Annotated in this window: 15 protein-coding genes; 3 read left to right on the forward strand and 12 right to left on the reverse strand. The window is 38.7% G+C overall.

Annotated elements, in window-relative coordinates; translation table 11 throughout:
- The 3 genes from NPE20_RS03520 to NPE20_RS03530 all read left to right on the forward strand — a co-directional run bounded on the left by NPE20_RS03520 (position 1) and on the right by NPE20_RS03530 (position 4,146).
- Positions 1 to 948, forward strand: a complete 948-nt coding sequence (locus NPE20_RS03520) for a heme-binding domain-containing protein (protein ID WP_256537216.1) — start codon at positions 1 to 3, stop codon at positions 946 to 948.
- Positions 949 to 953: 5 nt separating this feature from the next.
- Positions 954 to 1,430, forward strand: coding sequence for a cytochrome P460 family protein (locus tag NPE20_RS03525; protein WP_256537218.1), 477 nt, complete (start codon positions 954 to 956; stop codon positions 1,428 to 1,430).
- 289 nt (positions 1,431 to 1,719) lie between these two features.
- Positions 1,720 to 4,146, forward strand: a complete 2,427-nt coding sequence (locus NPE20_RS03530; RefSeq protein ID WP_256537219.1) for a histidine kinase dimerization/phosphoacceptor domain -containing protein — start codon at positions 1,720 to 1,722, stop codon at positions 4,144 to 4,146.
- Between the two features lie 529 nt (positions 4,147 to 4,675).
- Here the strand turns inward: NPE20_RS03530 and NPE20_RS03535 are convergent.
- The 12 genes from NPE20_RS03535 to NPE20_RS03590 form a co-directional block, all read right to left on the reverse strand.
- Entirely contained in the window at positions 4,676 to 5,737 is a 1,062-nt protein-coding gene (locus NPE20_RS03535; protein WP_256537220.1) for an alpha/beta hydrolase, read from the reverse strand.
- 49 nt (positions 5,738 to 5,786) lie between these two features.
- On the reverse strand, positions 5,787 to 6,785 hold the full coding sequence (locus NPE20_RS03540; RefSeq protein WP_256537221.1) for an alpha/beta hydrolase: 999 nt from the start codon (positions 6,783 to 6,785) through the stop codon (positions 5,787 to 5,789).
- Positions 6,786 to 7,483: 698 nt separating this feature from the next.
- Positions 7,484 to 8,863, reverse strand: a complete 1,380-nt coding sequence (locus NPE20_RS03545) for a sigma-54-dependent transcriptional regulator (RefSeq protein ID WP_256537222.1) — start codon at positions 8,861 to 8,863, stop codon at positions 7,484 to 7,486.
- A gap of 423 nt (positions 8,864 to 9,286) precedes the next feature.
- Complete coding sequence (locus tag NPE20_RS03550) at positions 9,287 to 11,605, reverse strand: histidine kinase dimerization/phosphoacceptor domain -containing protein (RefSeq protein WP_256537223.1); 2,319 nt, start codon at positions 11,603 to 11,605, stop codon at positions 9,287 to 9,289.
- 48 nt (positions 11,606 to 11,653) lie between these two features.
- Positions 11,654 to 13,936 carry a histidine kinase dimerization/phosphoacceptor domain -containing protein gene (locus tag NPE20_RS03555; RefSeq protein WP_256537224.1) on the reverse strand — a complete coding sequence of 761 codons (2,283 nt, stop codon included), beginning with the start codon at positions 13,934 to 13,936 and terminating at the stop codon, positions 11,654 to 11,656.
- A 67-nt stretch (positions 13,937 to 14,003) separates the two neighbouring features.
- Positions 14,004 to 16,772 carry a sigma 54-interacting transcriptional regulator gene (locus tag NPE20_RS03560; protein WP_256537225.1) on the reverse strand — a complete coding sequence of 923 codons (2,769 nt, stop codon included), beginning with the start codon at positions 16,770 to 16,772 and terminating at the stop codon, positions 14,004 to 14,006.
- A gap of 235 nt (positions 16,773 to 17,007) precedes the next feature.
- Positions 17,008 to 17,394 (reverse strand): DUF302 domain-containing protein, encoded by a 387-nt coding sequence (locus NPE20_RS03565; protein WP_256537226.1) that lies wholly within the window; start codon positions 17,392 to 17,394, stop codon positions 17,008 to 17,010.
- A 98-nt stretch (positions 17,395 to 17,492) separates the two neighbouring features.
- Positions 17,493 to 18,065: a DUF417 family protein gene (locus NPE20_RS03570; protein ID WP_256537227.1), complete on the reverse strand. Its 573-nt coding sequence runs from the start codon at positions 18,063 to 18,065 to the stop codon at positions 17,493 to 17,495.
- 29 nt (positions 18,066 to 18,094) lie between these two features.
- Complete coding sequence (locus NPE20_RS03575) at positions 18,095 to 18,520, reverse strand: DUF983 domain-containing protein (RefSeq protein ID WP_256537228.1); 426 nt, start codon at positions 18,518 to 18,520, stop codon at positions 18,095 to 18,097.
- A 67-nt stretch (positions 18,521 to 18,587) separates the two neighbouring features.
- Positions 18,588 to 19,547 carry an MBL fold metallo-hydrolase gene (locus NPE20_RS03580; RefSeq protein WP_256537229.1) on the reverse strand — a complete coding sequence of 320 codons (960 nt, stop codon included), beginning with the start codon at positions 19,545 to 19,547 and terminating at the stop codon, positions 18,588 to 18,590.
- 37 nt (positions 19,548 to 19,584) lie between these two features.
- Positions 19,585 to 20,010 (reverse strand): nuclear transport factor 2-like protein, encoded by a 426-nt coding sequence (locus NPE20_RS03585; RefSeq protein ID WP_256537230.1) that lies wholly within the window; start codon positions 20,008 to 20,010, stop codon positions 19,585 to 19,587.
- Positions 20,011 to 20,074: 64 nt separating this feature from the next.
- On the reverse strand, positions 20,075 to 20,623 hold the full coding sequence (locus tag NPE20_RS03590) for a carboxymuconolactone decarboxylase family protein (protein WP_256537231.1): 549 nt from the start codon (positions 20,621 to 20,623) through the stop codon (positions 20,075 to 20,077).
- Between the last annotated feature and the right edge of the window lie 127 nt (positions 20,624 to 20,750).

The raw sequence follows: 20,750 nt of genomic DNA on the forward strand, positions 1-20,750 counted from the left end.
ATGAGTTCTAATAAAAAACACACTTTCCTGGGTATAGGAATTATCATGTTGATCTTACTGATCACATTGCAATTTTTGCGGCCGGACCTTAAAACTCCACCGGTTACCGGGGAAATTTCAGTTCCGGTAAACGTAAAAGCCATATTTAAAAGGTCCTGCTATGATTGTCATTCAAATCAGACGAAATTGGGTTGGGGCGACAAAATTGTGCCTATTTATTGGCAGGTAGCTAAACACGTGAATACAGGACGGGCACATCTGAATTTTTCTGAATGGGATAAATTAACTCCCGTTGAACAAAAAACAAAATTATGGGAAGCTGTGAATCACGCAACTTTAGGTGCAATGCCGCGGGCTGATTATGCCTTAATACATCCCTCTGCCAAGCTATCTACTGCAGATATAGCAACTCTTAAAAATTATTTAGCGGGCCTGGTGGATCACAAAGCTTCAGATACATCTAAAATCAACGCGGAAAACGCTCAATATAAATTATGGATAAATGAAAAACAGGAACCGGTCAAACATCCGGTAGCACTGAACGGAATTCCGTATGACCCGGATTATAAAAACTGGCTACCCTTAAGTACCAGTGACAGATTTGAAAATGGCACCATGCGCGTAATATTTGGCAACGACATTGCCGTAAATGCTGCCAAAAATGGGCAAACAAGGCCGTGGCCGGACGGTGCAAGGCTTGCGAAAGCCTTATGGACACAACTGGTAGATACTGCCGGCAATACGCGAACCGGAGCATTTGTGCAAGTAGATTTGATGATCAAAAACGCTCAAAAATATGCCTCCACCGGAGGCTGGGGATTCGCACGTTTCAAAACATTAAAGCTAGCTCCCTACGGAAAGACAACCATGTTTGCTTCCGAGTGTATCAATTGCCATCGCCCTATGAAAAATAATGATTTTGTCTTTACGGTTCCCGTTAAACATTAATTACCATGAAAAGTATAACCCTTACCATTTTGTGTACATTTTTGATATTGAATTTAGGTTGCCATGTATCTCCAAAACTTGATGAACCGGTTAACAAAAATGCTTCCCTTCCAGCGGAATTTAATTTTAGTAGCAAACGTTTAAGGGTCATAAGTAGCATCATCAACAAAACCAAAGGCACTATGTCTACACTCTATGGTAATGACATAGCTATCGATGCCGCCAAGTCTGGCAATCAAAAGAATACTCCGGGTATAGAATTGACCCTTATTACCTGGCAACAAAAGCCGAATAAATATTGGTTTGGTAATAACATTCCCGGGAAATTAATTACAATTGAAACGGTTGAGGCAAATCAAATTACAGCTAAAGTATCCTACAAATGCTTTAATGAGCATAACCAATCCCTTATCTTAAATCCAGCTGATACTGATTCCCGAATAGCCTTTATTTTGACTCAAAAGCCATCAGTGATGCCATAAATTCAGTCACCTGTCATATCAATCTATATTTTACCTTAATAACCCTTAACTACTCCGCGTTGGGGTTAAGAAACAGTTTGAAAGCTATTAACAAAAAAACGCTAAATTTAGGTTAATAAAAGCCTGCATATTGTGCCCCAATAATTTGGTACCATTATAAGTACGCATTTTATAAAGCAATTTTCTTGGATAGGTATCCAACTAATTACAGAATTGTTTTTTAGATCAACCTATGTAATGGTTTTTAATTTCGCCATTGCTCGGAAGTAGTTTTACAGGAGGAACGATTATGGCAAAAATTACAACTTCTTTTATTTTAAAATATTCGTTTCTCGTAGTGATATTGTTTCTTTTAGTAGAAAAAGTATCCGGTCAAACAAATACATCGGAGACGGTTTTAAAAAATTACAGCAGTTCAAAAAAAAGATTGCTCGTTATAAGCACAGTCCAATACATAAATTTACTCACCCAAAATAATTTAGATCAGGATAGCATAAAACTAATTGCAAATCGTATAACTGGTCAACCTTTTTTACTGACTTATACCGAAGGATTTAAAAATCAGCAAAGTTCACCTGGTGCTGATTTAATTAATAAGGGTAAGATCAGTGAAGCTACAACATTACTAGGTAATCAGCGAGGGGAACAGCGCATCATGCTTTTACTGGAATTAGCAACCTGGTATCTGCATCAACCCGGTACGCTGTCAAAGCATTTAAATAGTGCTGCTTATTTCCTTGAATTAGCTGATAAACTCAGTTTATCTGAAAACCTACAAGATTGGCAAATTGAATGCAGACTCATCAGGAGCGAATTATGGCATCAACGAAATGCAGATCAAAAATCCCAGGACATTCTTTCAGCAATAATAAAGTCACCATCTGAAGACAAAAATGCCTTGCATAAAATCCGCGCATTGACACAAATGGCAACTTTATTCCAGCAGACTGATTCAAGTAAAGTAATTTACTTAAATGATGCGATTAAAATTTGTCGCAAACAAAATTTCAAAGAAAAAGAAATTGAACTACTTTTCAATCTGGGTCTATCACATTTGGTGATTAATGGAAATTTACTTGAACAGGACATGATTCAAGCATTGAATATAATGAGTAGAATCAATTATAGACATAGCCTGTATATTCAAAATGTTTTAAGTTACGCGTACATTCTTCAAAGTAAAAATTTACAGGCACTCCAAATGGCAAAATTGGGATTAGAAAATATGGAATGGTCCAATTTAAAAGCAGTCGCCGGCTCATTTTATAATCGAATGGGGTCCTGTTATTGGACATTAAACAAATTAGATTATGCCTTATATTGGTTTAAGAGGTCGATTAGTTCTGGAACAATCGAAAACCGTGTTTTTTGGTATAAGAGTGTATTTTTCGCAACAACGTTACTTTATACAAAAGGTAATGCACAACAAGCGCTCAAACTTTTGGATTCAGTTACCCGAAAATTTCCACCAGTCACAATATGGGAAAAGTTCCAGGTGCTTTCAACCAAAAGTTCCTGTTATACTTTAATGGACAAATCTGACCAGGCTGATAAGATCAACATGGAGATTCTCGATCTTGCCGACAGAAATCCTACGATGGATTCTTACGGTGAACTTGCTCCCACCTATTATGAATATGCAGGGAACTATATATCAAAGGGCAATATCAAAAAAGCGAAGCTGTTCCTTAAAAAAGGAATGGAACGGGATGGGGGTAGTATAGATATGAAGTATTTAAGGTACGCTACCCTTTACAAGATCGATTCATTAGAAGGAAACACCAAAGGAGCTTTCGAAAACCATATTTTATACAAAAAGTTCTACGATTCAAATTTAGCAATGGATCAACGTAAAAAAATGGATGAACTCACTGTAAAGTATGAAACAGAAAAAAAAGATCAGGATATAAAAATTTTGAAACAGCAAAAGTCCTCTCAGCAATTAGAGTTGAATAGAAATTTACAGATCCAAAAACTAATTATTGCCGGTGCATGCTTACTATTGATAATTATAGCTTTACTATTTAAAGTGTTTAAGATTAATAAATCAACTAATAAAGCAATCAATAAAAAAAATCAAATACTTGAGCATCTGTTACATGAAAAAGAATGGTTATTGAAGGAAGTTCATCACCGTGTTAAAAATAATCTTCATACAGTCATGTGCTTGTTGGAGTCACAGGCGGCTTATTTGGAAAATGATGCACTTAAGGCGGTAGAAAGCAGCCAGCTCCGGATTTATGCTATGTCACTGATCCATCAAAAACTTTATCAGTCCGAGGATATTAAAACTGTGGATATGGCAATTTATTTACCCGAATTTATTGGTTATCTCAAAGATAGCCTGGGCACCGGGAATCGTATTTTCTTTGAACTCGAAATTGAACCATTAAAATTTGGCGTTGCCTATGCAGTTCCATTGTCGTTAATTATTAATGAAGCAATTACAAATGCTATTAAATACGCGTTTCCCAATAATGAAAAAGGCATTATATCGGTAAAAATGAGCAGGAATGGTAAATTTATTTCAATGGTAATCGCTGATAATGGTATCGGCATTGCTCGAGAACAATTAAATGGCACGACCAATTCTCTTGGCCTGAAATTGATCAACGGCCTTGTTGATGATATTCAGGGGAAAATTACTTTTAAAAATGACAAAGGAACACATATTCAGATTCTGTTTCCTGAGGAGCCAATGATATCGAATGCCTAAAAAATAGTCGGAAAAAAGCGCTATCATTAAAAAGCCGGCATCGAATTTTTCGATGCCGGCCTGGCAGAAATTGGTCAATAACTTACTGCATCCTTTACAAAGCTTTTACAATTTCGCGCGTATCTTCTATTATGAGAAACCTTGTTATCAGGCAATCGTAAATGGAAAAACGCATGCATATATCAAAATTATATTTCTTTCTTGTTTCTTTGGCCAACCTGTTAACAACCGTAAACAAGGCGGCTTGCTGGCCAGCGATAAACAAGTGGTCTGTATCAATACTTTCCTGTCCTGGTAAGTATGCTTCGAAAAGCATTTTTAGCGCTTCAGCCACGTCTTTGCGTTGTCCATTGACCCGTCCAGGGCATATAAGGTAATTGAGCTATGTAAAAATCAGGTGCCATTGCAAGAACGAGGTTGCGCCTTGTTCATCAAGTTGTGCTGCACTTTGAAAAAATGCATTGATCAGATCCTGTGTCAAAGGCATTGGTGATGTACAACCGATTAATTAGTAGAATAAAACCGTTAGTTATCTTAGATACTTTTTCATTTCAGCAGCTGCCTGCAAAAATAAAGAACGCGTTTGCGGTATAGTGGCTAAACCATTCAGCAATCCAAAATCATGGATCACACCATTGTACCGCACCGTAGTGACATTAACTCCAGCCTGTTCAAGTTGGCGGCCATAGGCCTCTCCCTCATCTCTCAGCACATCATTTTCTGCCACCTGGATCAATGCAGGGGGCAGCCCTGCCAATTGCTCCTGAGTTGCCTTTAATGGCGAAGCATAGATATTAGTTCGTTTGCCGGCATCAGGAATATACATATCGTACATCCACTTCATCAGCGGTGTAGTTAAAAAACGTTGTTGTCCAAAAAGCTTATAGGATTCAGTTTCGAAGTTAGCATCCAGTATCGGCCACATCATAATTTGCAAACTGATATGCGGCCCATGTTCTACTTTGGCCCTTATGGAGGTTACAGCAGTCATATTACCGCCAACACTATTTCCGATTACCGCTAATTTTTTTCCGTTTACATTGATTTCGCTTCCATGTTCCGCTACCCATTTGGTAGCGGCATAAATCTGATTAATTTGTGTCGGAAAAGCAGCATCAGGCGTTCTCGTATAATTAACAAATACCCCGACATAGCCAGAAAGAACGGCAAGGTCCCGAACCATGCGTTTATGGGTAGGAAAGTCTCCGAGAACCCACCCTCCCCCATGTATATATATGAAAACCGGTAACTTACCTTTTACACCGGCAGGCCGTACAATATTCAGTTTAATTTTATAGCCGTCACTATAAATGGTTTTTTCTGAAATAGTAATGCCGGAAAGGTCTACCTTGTAGGCGTTCTGGACGTCTACCAAAACCTGGCGGGCTTGCACCGGGGTAAGCGTTTCTAAACCAGGGCCGCCATTATTTAGTGTCTTGAGAAACTTTCTTACTGACGGGCTCAAATGTTCATCAGTCGCAAAATCTTTAACCTGTGAGACTGCGTTGAAATTTACTGTAAAAGTAAGCAGTATTAAAGTTATTATCCGGAAATGGGATAAGGAGAACAAAATGGTTTTTAAATTTTTCATGCTTTTGATCGTTTAATAATTAAGCTTTGTCAGCCATATTACTGAGTTTTTATTTTAAATGTTTTTTGAGTTCGGCTGCAGCCTGAACGAACAGCGACTTGGTGGGATGAATGTTTGCCAGGCCATTTAATAAACCGAAATCGTGGATGACCCCATTGTAGCGGGCTACCGTCGTATGCACCTCCGCTTCATCTAACTTGCGGCCGAAAGCCTCTCCCTCGTCCCGGAGCACATCGTTTTCTGCAACAACGATTACCGTTGGCGGCAATCCGGATAATTGTTCTACTGTAGCTTGTAAAGGGGATGCGTAGATATCTTTCCTTTTTTCCGGATCGGGAATGTACATATCATACATCCATTTCATGAGCGGTGTGGTTAAAAAACGGTCTTCACCAAAACGTTTATAAGAACCTGTTTCAAAATTCGCATCTACGATCGGCCACATCATGATCAACAATTTGATCTCCGGTCCATGATTGGCTTTGGCTTTTAATGCTGTTACAGCCGTCATATTGCCACCCACGCTGTTACCAACCACCGCAAGGCGTTTGCCATCCACATTAATTTCATGGCCGTTCGCAGCAACCCATTTAGTTGCTGCGAATATCTCATTAATGGCGGTTGGAAATGCGGCATCAGGTGTCCTGGTATAGTTTACAAACACGCCGACAGTGTTTGATTGTACAACCAGGTCACGAACCATTCTTTTATGTGTAGGGTAATCACCGAGAATCCAGCCACCACCGTGAATAAATATGAATACAGGTAAAACCTCTGTTGATCCTTCCGGTCTGACAATGTTTAAGACTATGTTAAAGCCATCAGCACTTATGCTGTGCTCTGATTCATCTATGCCGGACATATCCACTTCTACCGATGATTGTGCGCCTTCCAGCACTTTTCTGGCATCTAGGGGTGGTAAGCTTTCTAAAGGGACTGCCCCTGGCGCATTCAATTCTTTTAAAAAATCCCGCACTTCAACTGACAGCATTGGATCTTTGGCAAATGGCGGAATTATTGCCTTTTCTACATTTGTTGGTGTTTCCATTTTGATCGATTTTTTTTTAATTTTTAATTGTGAACAAGCGCCTATAAATGGCTGCGATTCTCCCTAATTGCTTTCATATGGTAAAGCAATGATGGCCATTTCAATGCCAATGCACAATTCATTGATTTTTAGGTAATTATTACTTTTTGGAAAAATTTTCAGTGACGATATATCACGCAATGAACCGCAATTGTTTAAATCTCAATTCCATTTAGAATTGGATTACATGAAATAATCCTTGGTGAGTTTTAAAAATTGACTTTGATACCTGATATGTCGCAATAGGTTAAATCAATTCCGCTTGGATGTAACAATTTAAACCAGCGTAATTCAATTATTGAATGGAAAGGAAATATAATGCAGTAGTACGACGTGAGGATCAACCTGATAAACAACATTCATATTCTATGTGTGAATTAGAAGAATGGCCCGGACTTTAGTTGTAAAAATTGAATTGTTCAATTCAGGTAAGTTCCTTTTTTTAAATACAATCGTTACAAAATCGGGGATTCATTCAGGGAATTATGTGTAGCATTGGTTGTTACTAGCTTTGCGCAATAATCTTCGGCTTTTACAAATAAACATAAAGCAACGCATTTACAAAACGGACTATATGCTGCAACTAAATACAGCATTGATATGAGCTTGACTATATTAATAATCGTATCAGTATAAACTTGCCTACATGGTATTTATGATTACAGGTAGTGCTTCTTATCAATTCCTAATTTTTTCATTCTTGAATTAAGTGTCGATACGTTAATATTCAGCATTTCCGCCGCGCCCCCTTCTCCGTAGACCTTCCAGTCACATTTGGCAAGCGTAGCTAAAATATGGTCCCGCTCATTTTCTTCCATCGTCTTAACGCGGTCGATTTCAATTTCAATAATCGGTGAACCTTTATCTTTCGGAAGGATAAGGCTATTGATCAAAGTACCCATTGATAACAAAACGCTCCTTTCCATCATATTTTCTAATTCACGAACATTTCCCGGCCAACTGTATTGTTTCATGATCGCAATCACCTCATCGGAAAAACCAGTGATAGTTTTGCCTTGCTTATCAGCATACTTTTTGAGAAAGTAATTAGCAAGCAATAGGATATCGCTTCGTCGCTCTCTTAATGGCGGTAAGTTTATCGGGAAGATATTTAACCGATAATATAAGTCAAGCCGGAAGCGGCCGGCACTTATCTCCTCTTCCAGGTTACGGTTTGTCGCCGCGATAATTCGGACATCAATTTTTTTGGCGTTTCCGCCAATTCGTTCAATTTCTTTCTCCTGTAATACTCGCAGAAACTTAACCTGCAGATCCATTGGCAGTTCCCCGATCTCATCTAAAAAAATGGTTCCACCATCTGCCTGTTCAAATTTACCAATTCGCTTATTGTAAGCGCCGGTAAATGACCCTTTCTCATGTCCGAACAACTCAGATTCAATCAGGTTAGACGGGAGGGCGCCGCAATTAACAACGATCAGGGGTTTATTTTTTCTATCAGATAGCTTGTGAATTGCCTGGGCGATTAATTCTTTTCCGGTACCGCTCTCCCCAAGTATTAAAACAGCTGTATCAGACCGGCTCACAATCTTTACACTGTTTAGTATATCGGTTATTGCCGGACTACTACCGATAATACTTTTCAATTCACCATTTGGGGGTTGGAAGCCGCTTTTTAAAAAGGCCTCCCTGTTTTTAACTTCTTCTTCTAACTGGCTATGCAGGTACCAGGCCACATCCAACATTACCAGTACATCCTTCGCCCGAAAAGGTTTGACCAAAAAGCCATAAGGCTTGGTTGCTTTGGCTGCATCTAAAATTTGCTTGTTTGAGTTTGCTGATAAGTAAACAAAGGCAATATTTTGTTCGCGAAGTTTAGCGGCCAGGTCAATTCCTGTCAAATTCCCTTGTAATAATATATCAAGCATAACCATATCAGGCCTTTCCTTTTCAATTGCCTTTAAAGCGATTGGAACTGAGCGCGCAATGCCAGTAACTTTATATCCGGCACGCTCCAGAATTCCTTGCATATTATTTGCTTCTATAAACTGGTCCTCTACAATGAGTATTTTGGTTTTCACGTCGTCTTATTTATTTTAAGAGCATTATATAATTTAGTAAGAGGATTCTTTTAGCATAAGTTATACTGGATTTATTTACCAAAATAACTTTAATTGGCCGCCTTACCCGCTAATTATTCAACGGGTAATTTTTCAACACTACAGTAATCCGGATCCTCGGAATTTTAAAATCTTGATTTGTAATTCTAATTTCGCTTAGCCATTATCATATAAATTCCTTAGTGTTTATTAATTGTAAATTTCAATACTTTGTTAGGCTTCTTTTCTTATACGTACAAAAATGACCTTAGGTAGCACTTAATTAATTGCTCGGTTTCTTTTTAAATATAAGCATTATCAAAAATCAAAGGAAAACCTGATGGTGGGAATTCCTCAAATCAAAATAGTCTAAAGTGCTATCCCTTCTCGAATTTGAATGTAATATTATTTTTTTCCATTTATACCTCCTGACAGATCTTGAATCATATCCAGCGGATCGGAATTAAAGGAAATCATGATTTTTGTCCCTTTATTATTTTCGAAAACGATACGCCCGTTTATATCTTCACTTAACCCATTCATTAATTTTAAACCAAGAGATTCCAATGGCATATTAGTTATCGCCGGATCTAATCCCACTCCATTATCAGCAATAACCAGCTTAATATCCTGTGTATATTTTTTCATAGAAATAGATATAATGCCAACAAAACCCGGGGCAAAAGCATATTTGATAGAATTTGTTACCGCTTCGTTTACAATCAATGCCAGTGGGATCGCCTGGGATACGCCAAGCTGAATAGGTTCAATTTCCAAATGGAAACGTACTAAGTGGTGGGTACCAAAACTATCGTTCAAATATTGAATGAATTCTGGCAGGTAAACAGACATATCAATCGTCTTAATATCCTCTGACTGGTAAAGTTTTTGATGGATCAGCGACATCGCGTAAATGCGGTGTTGGCTGCTTTCGATTGCTTTCAGCGCATCGTCCTGCAGGTACGCAGCCTGAGATTCCAATAAGCAGATAACCGTATGCAAATTGTTTTTTACCCGGTGATGTACTTCCTTAAGCAACCACTCCTTTTCCTTTAGCAAATGTTCAAGCAACTGGTTTTTTTGTTTAATAAGTACATTACTTCTGAGCACTAATCGATTACCCTTTTGCTTTAACCGGTATTGGCGATATAATAGGCTTATAAAAATGAGTAGAATAATAATACCGCCGAAGGTTAAGTCCTTCATCAGCTCTGCTTTTTGAAGCCCGCTTTTTTGTATCTCCGTTTTTTGATTTAAAATTTTTATCTGGCTTGCTTTTTTATCCAAATCATAGTCAATTTCTATTTGTTTCAATTGCCTGTTTTTGGTTTCATCAAAAAGCGAATCTTTAATATGATTGTACCTCAGAAGCCTTTCAATGGCCAATTTATAATTGCCAGAAGCGGAATCCAGTTTAAACCAGATCACATAATAATCCTTCATTTTGATCGGAACTTCTATTGGATTTTTTTTTAAATCACTTATTCCTATGTTTAAAAACTTGTAGGCCAAACTAAATTGCCTGGTCAAAGTAAAATACCTGACCAAAACAATAAATACTTTGTTTTTATTTATGATCAAATCTCGGTGGTTTGTAGCCATATCCAATAGGTAGTCAGCATATGGCTTTGCTTGATGTGGCTGTTTTAACGATGTATAGAGGTTGCAATAGATCCAAGGTACGAGTGTTAAAAATGCAGGATCTTTGGTTTTTAAATATTTCGGAGGAATGCTTTTCATAAAATCCAGTGCTGCAGCGTACTCCTTTAAACTTAGATAAACACCTACAGTGTTAGCGACGATAAGCAATACACTTCCCTGGTCATTATACCGCTGCGCGATTTTCAATCCATTTTTGAAGTAATCTAAGGCCTTGTGATATTCCTTCATCTTGGTTAAAATCACACCTACTATATTATTAATTTGACAACGCTGCATCGAAGAATCCTTTAAACTTTCAGAGGTTTTTAAGGCAAGCAGCCCGTAATGCAGACCTTGTTTGTAATCAGAATTAGAGGAATAGGCAGCTGAGTAGATAATATAAACACCCTGCAACATTTTGAAGTGAACTGCCTGATAATTGGCAAGTGCCTGATCAAGCACAGGTAATGCTTTTGTTTGGTTGCCATTACTGGTATAAAGATCAGCCAGTAATTCCTGGCTGTAAGCCAATTTTAAAGTTTTACCTTCCTGCTTAAGCGCATTGACCGCCAATTCTACTATTTTGGTTTTTTCGTCTAATTCAGCCTGAACGGTATAATTGAAATATGAAGCTAATTCTACGTAAGCGTCGCCTAAGTGAGGGCTATTGCTAACCTTATTGAGAATTAGAATTGACTTCTCAACAAATTCTTTACCTTCTTTTTTATTCCCGGATTCCTTAGTTAGCATCGATTTTACGAGCCAGATATAACCTTCTACCCTGCTGTCTCTTAGTTTGAGATTTGATTTTTCCGCTTCAACAATAAATGCTGCCGCACTGTCCAAATCAATTTTATTTTCGCCGGGCTTCATCACATTATACTGTGCGAGCTTTAAAAAGATATCAGCCCTGACGTTTTCATCTCTGATTTTTCCCAATGACCTGTATAAGTCGTGCGCTTCCTTGACTGAAAGATTTCCGGTAATATCTTGTCCATAAACAGCCAAAAAAACGGTTTGAAGTATAATCAAACAGAGAAGTTTTCTTATCATTTTCATAGCTAATTTTGTTATACTTTTCATTTGAGTGCTTAAATTTTTACCGCACATTATTTAAATCGCTTCAACTCTCTACATTATATTTCGTTCGGGGATCAAAGGCCGGGACAGCGCCGCCTCTGTATCTGCAGGAAATGTCAACGACACGCTCGTACCGGTAAAACTTTCTATTTGAATCTGAGCATTGATGTCTCCGCTTAATCCGTTGATAAGCCTAAGTCCGAGTGAATCTATCGCCATACCCTTTACCTGGTCAAAACCGATTCCATCATCTGCAATGACCAGCGTTACAATATCTGCAACCTGGTTCATTCTAATTCTGATTTTCCCGGTATTCCTTCTCCGAAAAGCATGCGATAAGGCATTTGTAACCACTTCATTTATAATCAGCGCCAGGGATATCGCCTGAGTGACGCTCACTTTTACATCTGCTATTTCCAATTGAAAAGTTATTCGACTTCGGTTATTATAACTATCCGTTAAATACCGCAATAATTCCGGGATGAAACCCGAGATATCTACAGCCCGTAAATGATCGTCATTATATATTTTTTGATGGATCAGCGACATCGCATAAATTCGGTGCTGGCTCTTTTCAATCGCTTTTAGCGCATCGTTTCTAAGAAATGCCGCCTGCGACTCCAGTAAAGAAATTACGGTATGCAGGTTATTGCGCACCCGGTGATGGATCTCTGAGAGTAACCATTCCTTTTGATTTTGAAGGATATCTTTCTGTGCGGTCAGATCGATGTTTTCAACCGTAAGATTTTGATTCACTTTTACCTGTTGCGCAGCAACAAGTTTGTTGATCCGCAACTTAACTCTATAGCGATCAATGCCTGCCAGTAACAACATAATTAGAATGATTGCCAGGATAATTGTCCAGTTTCTAGTGGCTTCTGTTTGCCTTATTTTCGCTTGTTGAAGCTTTCCTTGAGATTGAAGCAATTTGATAGCATCTTCCTTCTGTTCGTTTTGATAAAAAGCGGTTATTTGTTTTAATTCGCGCTTATTATTGTCATTTGATATGGAATCATTCAGTTTTTTGTTCAGTAATAAATGCTTAACGGCTGCCCGGTAATCACCGCGGACAGTATCAAGCTTAACCCATAGATCATAGTTTCTTGATAATGCACTGGGGTCACGAACCTGGTGTAAAAGGCTGTCGTTTTTTTGCAGATAATATAGTGCGGCCGGAAACTGTTCTGATGCTATGTAATATCGGGTGAGCGATAGATAAATATTACCCAAGCTCTGGACACCCAAACGGCCTGTCCGTAGTATGTGAAGCAATTGTAAACTATAATGCCGCGATAATTTAAATTCTTTGAGGCTGGTATAAATAATTAAATAAGCCATAGGGACGCAATAATACATGGACATATTATTAGTATGCAGGTATTTAACAGGTATATTCTTCACAAATTTCAGGGCATCCGCAGGCTGTCTTAAAGCGATATAACTATTGACGGTATTATACATCAGTAGGATCGCGTTGTCATTGTCATGATATTTTTCGGCTATAGAAAAGGCTTTTTTGAAATGCATGAGCGCCCTGCCGTGATCATTCAATTTGGTATAAACGCGACCAATGTTATTATAAATCTCGCAAAGTTGTAACGTAGTGTCATTTACGTTTTGGGCGGTCTCCAAAGCGACCAATTCATAATTAAGAGCCTGCATTAAATCTGCCCTATCATAATAAATAGACCCGAACAGATCATAAACAGCCTGCAATTTCCTGTAATGAATGGATTGATAAGTTTTAAGGGATAACTTGATATTTTCGAGGGCTTTAAAAGTCTCGCCATTATAATTGTACAGGTCAGCCAGCGTTTTGAAGCTAAATGCTAACAATTCAGTTTTTGCAGATTGCCTGAATGCCAGGCTCCCCAGCTCTGTCAATCTTATCTTTTCGGGTAATTGAATAGGATCAGAATAATCACAATGCTGTGCCAATTCGAAATAAGCAAGGCCCAGATGATGATGGTCACCTGTTGAACGCAATAATATAATAGCTTTTTTTACTGTAGATTTCCCTTCGGATAATTTGCCGCTTTCCCGGAAAAAAATAGCTTTTACTAAAAAAATGTATCCCTCATATTTTGGCGAGGCAAGCCGTAAGTTTTGGCGCTCGGCTGCCGAAATAAATTTACCTGCGCTATCAAGATCCGGTTTGTATTCACCTGCCTTTAAAATATGATATTCCGCTAATTTTAGGAACAGTTCGATGCGTATACTGTCCGCGACGCTTTTAGGTAAGAGCCGGGATATTTCAACCGCTTCGCGCGCAGAAATATTATGGGTAATGTCCTGGCTAAAAACCGGGGATATTAATAGAATCCATAAAATCATTGGCAAATATTTCATTATAGCAGAAGACTGTTAAGTATATTTATAGTTGATAAGGACACCCATTTCATCAAACCAGGTGTTCTTTTTTGATGCCCAGCCGTTTGATCTTTGAGTTCAAAGTGCTTGGCGGTATCCCCAAAATGTCGGCAGCGCCGCCTCGCCCGGAGATCCTACCCTGAGTGAATTTCAGGATACGCAGTATATGTTCACATTCATTCTCATCAATTGTCTTCAACTGAATTTCACCATTTGCCGTGATGACACTCGTACCAATTTTTAAACTTGGTAGATAGACATGTTTTAAAGTTTCACCCGCAGTAAGCAGGATACTTCTTTCAATAAGGTGTTCCAATTCCCTGATATTCCCTGGCCAGTTATAGGTCATCATATCCTGTAAAGCTTTACTACTTAGAGTAGTGATCTGACGGCCTGTTTTTTTTGAGTATCGGTGAATAAAATGGGTAGCGAGAACTGGTATGTCTTCTTTCCTGTCCCTAAGTGCTGAAAGCTGTATCGGAAATATGTTCAAGCGGTAAAACAGATCACTTCTGAACCGACCTTCATCAACTTCCTTTTCAAGATCACGGTTTGTGGCAGCAATTATTCTTACATCAACTTTGATTGTGCCCCTCCCTCCCACACGCTCTATCTCTTTTTCCTGCAAAGCACGCAGTAATTTGACCTGCAACTCAAGCGGCATTTCGCCGATCTCATCTAAAAATAAAGTACCGTTATTAGCCAGTTCAAATTTTCCCAGCCTTCGCTCCGTAGCGCCAGTGAAACTTCCCTTCTCATGCCCGAAAAGTTCACTTTCGATTAAATTTGCAGGAAGCGCAGCACAGTTTACTTTAACCATCAATTTATTTTTCCTTGGAGAGTTATTGTGGATGGCACGGGCGATAAGCTCTTTTCCTGTACCCGTTTCACCAAGTATCAATACTGTACTGTCAGATGGTGCAACCTGGGTAACCAGCCGAAAGGTTTTTTGCATTACCGGGCTGTCACCGATAATCTCCGCGTAATTTTGATTAACCTCAATTTCTTCTTTTAAATAAATGGTTTCTTCTTCAAGTTGCCTTTTAAATCCATCAATTTCCAACAGTTGCTGATTGACCCTTTCATTCGCCAAAATATGTGCAACCGTTATAGCGATCTGTGAACAAATGCCTTTTAGCAGAGGTTCATGTAATTTTATTTCTGAAAAGTCATGATGCGTAAAAATGATGATCGCAATATCCTCGAGCCCTATTTGTACCGAAATTCCGATCAAGTTCCTGTTTGAAATATTATCCTGCAGCTGAAAAAATGATTCGGCAAGTCCGGATACGAAATCCGCCCCGGTAGGATAATAGACAGGCCCGTTTGTAGCTAATATTTCGTTGAAGAATTCATCATCATCTGTAATTTTAACGCCCAATTCCGAACCATTAATTTCAGATTCAGTATCATTAAAAACAGGTTTGTAGTTTTTCCGTTCTTTATCTAAAATATAGATCGAATAATTATTGATACTGAATAGTTCCTGCAATTGGACTTTTAAGATTTGTGAAAGCGCCTCTTTATCCCGCACTGTCGCTACAGCATTGCTAAACCCAAGTAGTCGTTCTTTTTCCTTCTCTCTTAATTTAATTTCCTGGTTAGCGATTATATTGGCTACAGAAATACACAGCTGGTATGCTAAACTTTGAACTAGCTTTAATTTAGCTAATGAAAAATTTTGTTTTTCATTAAAGTATAAAAACCAATAGCCAAAAACCTTATCCTCCTTATCAAACCGGGAGACTAATAAAAATTTTCGGCCGTTATCATAGTTTACTTTTATGTAAAGAGGTAAATCTCCCTGAGAGGCCATCTCATCTAAATCAAATAAAACCGGCAAATCGGATTTCCTTGTTTTATTGAATACCGGATCAGTTACCGGGTAACGACCTTTTATTGCATCCTGGAATGCTGGATGATGCTTGGCTTTCGCTTCGTCATCAAGTAAAAAAGGGCTTACGCTTTTGCCATCTGTATTACAAATAGCTATCCCCGAATGGCTGCAACCTAATAATTGTTTAAATTGATGCTTTATTACAGATGCTAACTCTTCCGAATTTCTAACTGAAGCCATGGAAGTGTTGATCGATAATAATAACTCCATCTCGTTTTTTCGCTGGGTTAATTCTTCAATCAACATGATATTTGAAAGAGCTACGGATAACTGAGAACTGACGCTTTTTAATAAATTGGTATGCAGGTTCATTAAACGTTCCGGCTCCATATACAAATGAAGAAAACCGATAAGAGCGCCCCCAACTTTTAAACCTATCGCTGCAACTTTTTCTATCCCCTGTTCAATCCATTTTTTAATATAACCCGGAGCGGAAACTTCAATATCAGATATAATGAGGTCCAGGAAAACTGGATTATTTGACTTATCAATTTCCTCCAACAACGCTTCCGGAAGAAAACATTTTTGAAGCTCGGGGTCGTTCAATCCTTTTCCGTTAGCCGTGTAGTTATTTTCATCAAATTCAAATGCGCGGCAGGTTTGATCGTCATTCAGTAATACGATAGCGAATTTTTCTATGCCAAATAAAGATTTTAATTTGATGTAAATACCATTGAACAAATCATCTTTACTGCTTGCCGCCGCGATTTCATTACTAAGGTCAAGCAAAATTGCTTTTTCCTCGTGGCCTTCCAGATGATGATCCGCTTGTAATCCATTATTTAAAGCTTCCCTGATTTTTACCGAAAGGCTTTCCATGCTTGCAAGATGCTCATTGATCATTTCCGAAACATCGCCGTTATTACCGGAGGCCAGGACATGGTTTTTGTGGTTTTCTTGCATATACATTGAATTTGTATTTAAATAATGGGGTAAATCACGGAATTTGAATCCATATAACGTTTTGCAATCGCAATGCCACCATATAAACAACAGATTATCAGTAGCTTACAAGAAATTGAATTGACTATTAGTGAAATATCACCAACGATTATTTGATAATTTGTTGAGATATCAACAATAAGGAGGGAATATTACAAAAAGCAGGCTGGGTATAATTAATAAACGTTAAAGGTTATTACTTTAATAGCCGGGAAATAAGTTGTTCAAGGTCCAGTTTTTCGTTAAGTTCATGGCTGATGCCATATCGATCGTTCAAGTAGTTTTTATCATTATAGGCAATATTAACCTTCTGATCATCTCCCTCCCAGATTAATATTTTCAAAGGCAGGTCCAACGCAATTACCTTCATGTCTTTTATGACTGGCCCACCTGTTAACGGATTACCAAAAAGGATAAATCTCATTGGCAGGATTGAAACGCCGGCACCGGCAAGTTCTTTTTGTTGGTCTAATACATTATAGATTGTCGTACCATTTTTCTCCAACAATTCGATCAGGTTTTTTGTGAGCTTTTCAACTGATTGGCTGCTCACCTTTATATTAACGCCTTTTGGATGAAGCATAAATTGTAAATTTATTGGTAATGTTGTATAGATCCACGCGAATAATGATTGCCGCAAAAATTTTCGACGGCAAGACTTTGGTGTTGACTGACCGTGCATTATTTGTATGTATGTTCCTTCCTCAAATACAAGGCTGCTGAATCGCTTGCCGTAAACAATGCCGCTCCCATAATAACCAGGTCCTTTAACACTAATCGTCCCCTACCTGACAGAAAGGGGAAGCCAAAGTCTTTATCCCCAAGTTTAGGCACCCAGGCTTCCGGCGTAGTAATTAAAAAGGATAAGGTTACGGCTGTCATTAATACGATCAGCAAACTTGCGATCATGCTGGCAAACGGCACTAGCCGATAAAAGGCGACTAATACCCCCATGGCAATGAGGAACAATCCCAAATAATTGGAAAATACATATGTTCCATTTTCTGCATGCCAGCTGTGATTTTGAGGTATTGATTCACCTTCCTTGTTCTGGTATTTTTTATAATGTGCCGGATCGTGGTACATAAAGGACATTATAGGGCTGTTAGCCACAAAAGGTACGATGCCGTCAGCTTCGTAATTGAAGAACTTCAGTCCACCTATCCATAAAAACACGATGACGATAGCTGCCCTGGTCAACTGCTTTCCTACCTGTTCAAGGTTTGCGATAAAAAAAATAATTGTCGATTTCATTTCTTTACTGATAAATTGTTTAAAAGTGGTCAACAGTCAAAACCCTGAAGAGGCATTTCATGATCTTTACTCAGTTCCGGCTGATAATTAATACCCGGTGTTAACCAGTAAAGAAGTACTATTCGAGAATACCTAAAATTGAACGGAGAAAGAATTAAGGCGAGTATTATGGTAATTGCGACATATACCCAGGGGTTAATACTTTCCGTAAGCACATAAGTGGCAACTGAAGCGGAAACGATCTCTGCTACATTCATTGCATAACTGATCAGCATGGCAACATAAAAATACCCCGGCTCAATTTCGTAGACAAGGTCGCAATGACTGCATTTTTTAATCATGACCTGGCTACTGAAGCCATACATCCTGTTTTGGAACATATCGCCCCTTCTGCACCTCGGGCATTTTGCATTTATTAAAGCGGGCCAAAGAGGTAATTTTTGAAGGTTTTTCATAAATTATGATTGTAAGAAAAAAAGAATGACCAGGCAGCGCCGTAACAGCCCTGCCTGATCATCTGATTTACACACCCTTGTACACCAGCATAGTAAAGAAGTCACCTTTGATTACAAAACCGCCCCATTTTTTATCGTAGGATGCTGTTGGCTTAGCCGCTATAACTTCTTTTAAGCTTCTTCCCTGATTCTTAAGTTTGGCGACCCTCTGACGAATAGTTACCAGCATTTCATGAAAGTCAATCAATTGTGCCCGGTTTCCAACCGCACCATGTCCCGGTATGATGATGGTTTTATTCGTTGTCCTGGCGACGTTTCGCGCAGCAGCGGTGATCATTCCATCAATGCTACCACCTGTTGAATAATCTATCATAGGGTAATACGAATTCCAGAATGTATCGGCCACATGCAGAATATCCGCGTTAGGGAAGTATATCGAAGAATCACAATCTGTATGCGCCGGTTGATATGTTTGGATATGAATCTTTTCGCCATTAAATTGATGTTCGTGTTCCGTTTTAAACAAAACAGTAGGTAACGCCTGTTTAGGAAGAGGTTTGAAAGTATAATTCCAATCCTCCTGGTGGATACTTTTTGTTAAATGCTCGCGGGTAATATCCTGCCCGATAATGGTAGCGCCCGCTTCATGAATCCACTCATTCCCGCTGGTATGGTCAAAATGCCAATGGCTGTTGATCAATACTTTAATTGGATTCTTGCTGATAGAATTTAATGCTGAAAAAACATGAGGTTTTGAAACGCCGATGCCGGCATCTACCAGTAATTTACCTTCAGGGCCGTTTAATACAGCGATATTTCCGCCAGACCCATCCAGCATAAAAATGTTTCCTCTGAGCTTAGTCACATTTATTTTCGAGGTAGCCGCTGCTTTGATAATTATTTCTACCGGTCCCAAGGCTTTTGCCTGGGCAAATAAAATTTTTGGCGCTATCAACGCTCCTGCGGTTAATAGGCCGGCTGAACTTAAAAAGTTCCGCCGGCTAATGTTGTGTTGATCTGAAATCATGATTTTAGTTTTAAATGAGATTATTGAATTTTAACTTTTAGGCCAATGCCGTAAAATAGTTTCGCATACCGGATACGTCCGAAAAAAAAGAATTTATACACGAAATCTTACCGTCACGCATTGTGTTTACCGTAGCTATATGCTCAATACTATCCGGCACTCCACTGACAGCCTGGTTTTGTATAGCCATAGCCACGCAATTCAAGCAAACATGGATATGGCCGGAGCCCAAATCGAGATTTTTAACAAAATGCTTCGCCTTTTCTATAACTCGTTCAGCGCCGTCTGAACTACCTGCCAGCTCTCCTTTGCCCGGTAACACCCAGGTACAATCATCAGTAATAATTGACCTCAATAAGTCCCAGTCGCGATCTTTGAAGGCTAGAACGAATTGATTTCCTAATGTTAGCTTATCTTCATCACAGGTAATCGTTGAATAAGCATTATTATTTGTGATATTCATTGTATTAATTATAAAATGGTGATTCCCAAAGTTTATAATGGTTTATATTCAGGGGTAGTTTTTGTTAAGAAACTGAATCCAGTTTTGATGCTTCTGGAAAGTCAAGAGGCACGCCGGTTACCGCGAATACATAATTGGTAAAGATCTTAGCTGTGATAAGCCCGATCAATTCGATCAAAGCATCTTCTTTATAGCCGGCTTCAAAAAAGGCATCAAGCAGTTCGGGATCAGCTTCTCCTCGGTTATCCGTAATACTTTTGGCCAGTTTAACAACGGTATCTAATTTGTGATCAGTCGTAAATCCTTTCCGGATGCCTATAGTATCTTCCTCTGTGTAGCCTTTACTCTTAGCGATCATGGTATGAGCGGCAAGGCAGTAATCGCAATTATTAATTTCCGATACCACCAGATTAATTGCCTCCTTTTCTTTAACTGTAAAAACACCGCCGCTCATAGCTGCTTCAAATTGCAGGTAACCTTTTAATGTGCCTGATGAATACCCCATGGTGGCGTATAAATTGGGAAGCTTGCCAAGATGTTTGGTTACCTGGTCAAATAATAATTGTGCGTCCGGATTTACTTCATCCCGGGTGGGAACTTTAATCTTTTTCATGTTGTCTTTATTTGGTTTGATTAATAAAAGGCCTTTTTATTGAAGGCAAAATTCAAGTTTTAAAACAGATGTTATGCCCAACGAAAATTTAATGCCACAATTTATAATATTGATTATCAGAAGGTTA

The organism is Mucilaginibacter aquariorum, from assembly GCF_024498135.1.
GTDB classification, from domain to species: Bacteria; Bacteroidota; Bacteroidia; order Sphingobacteriales; family Sphingobacteriaceae; genus Mucilaginibacter; species Mucilaginibacter aquariorum.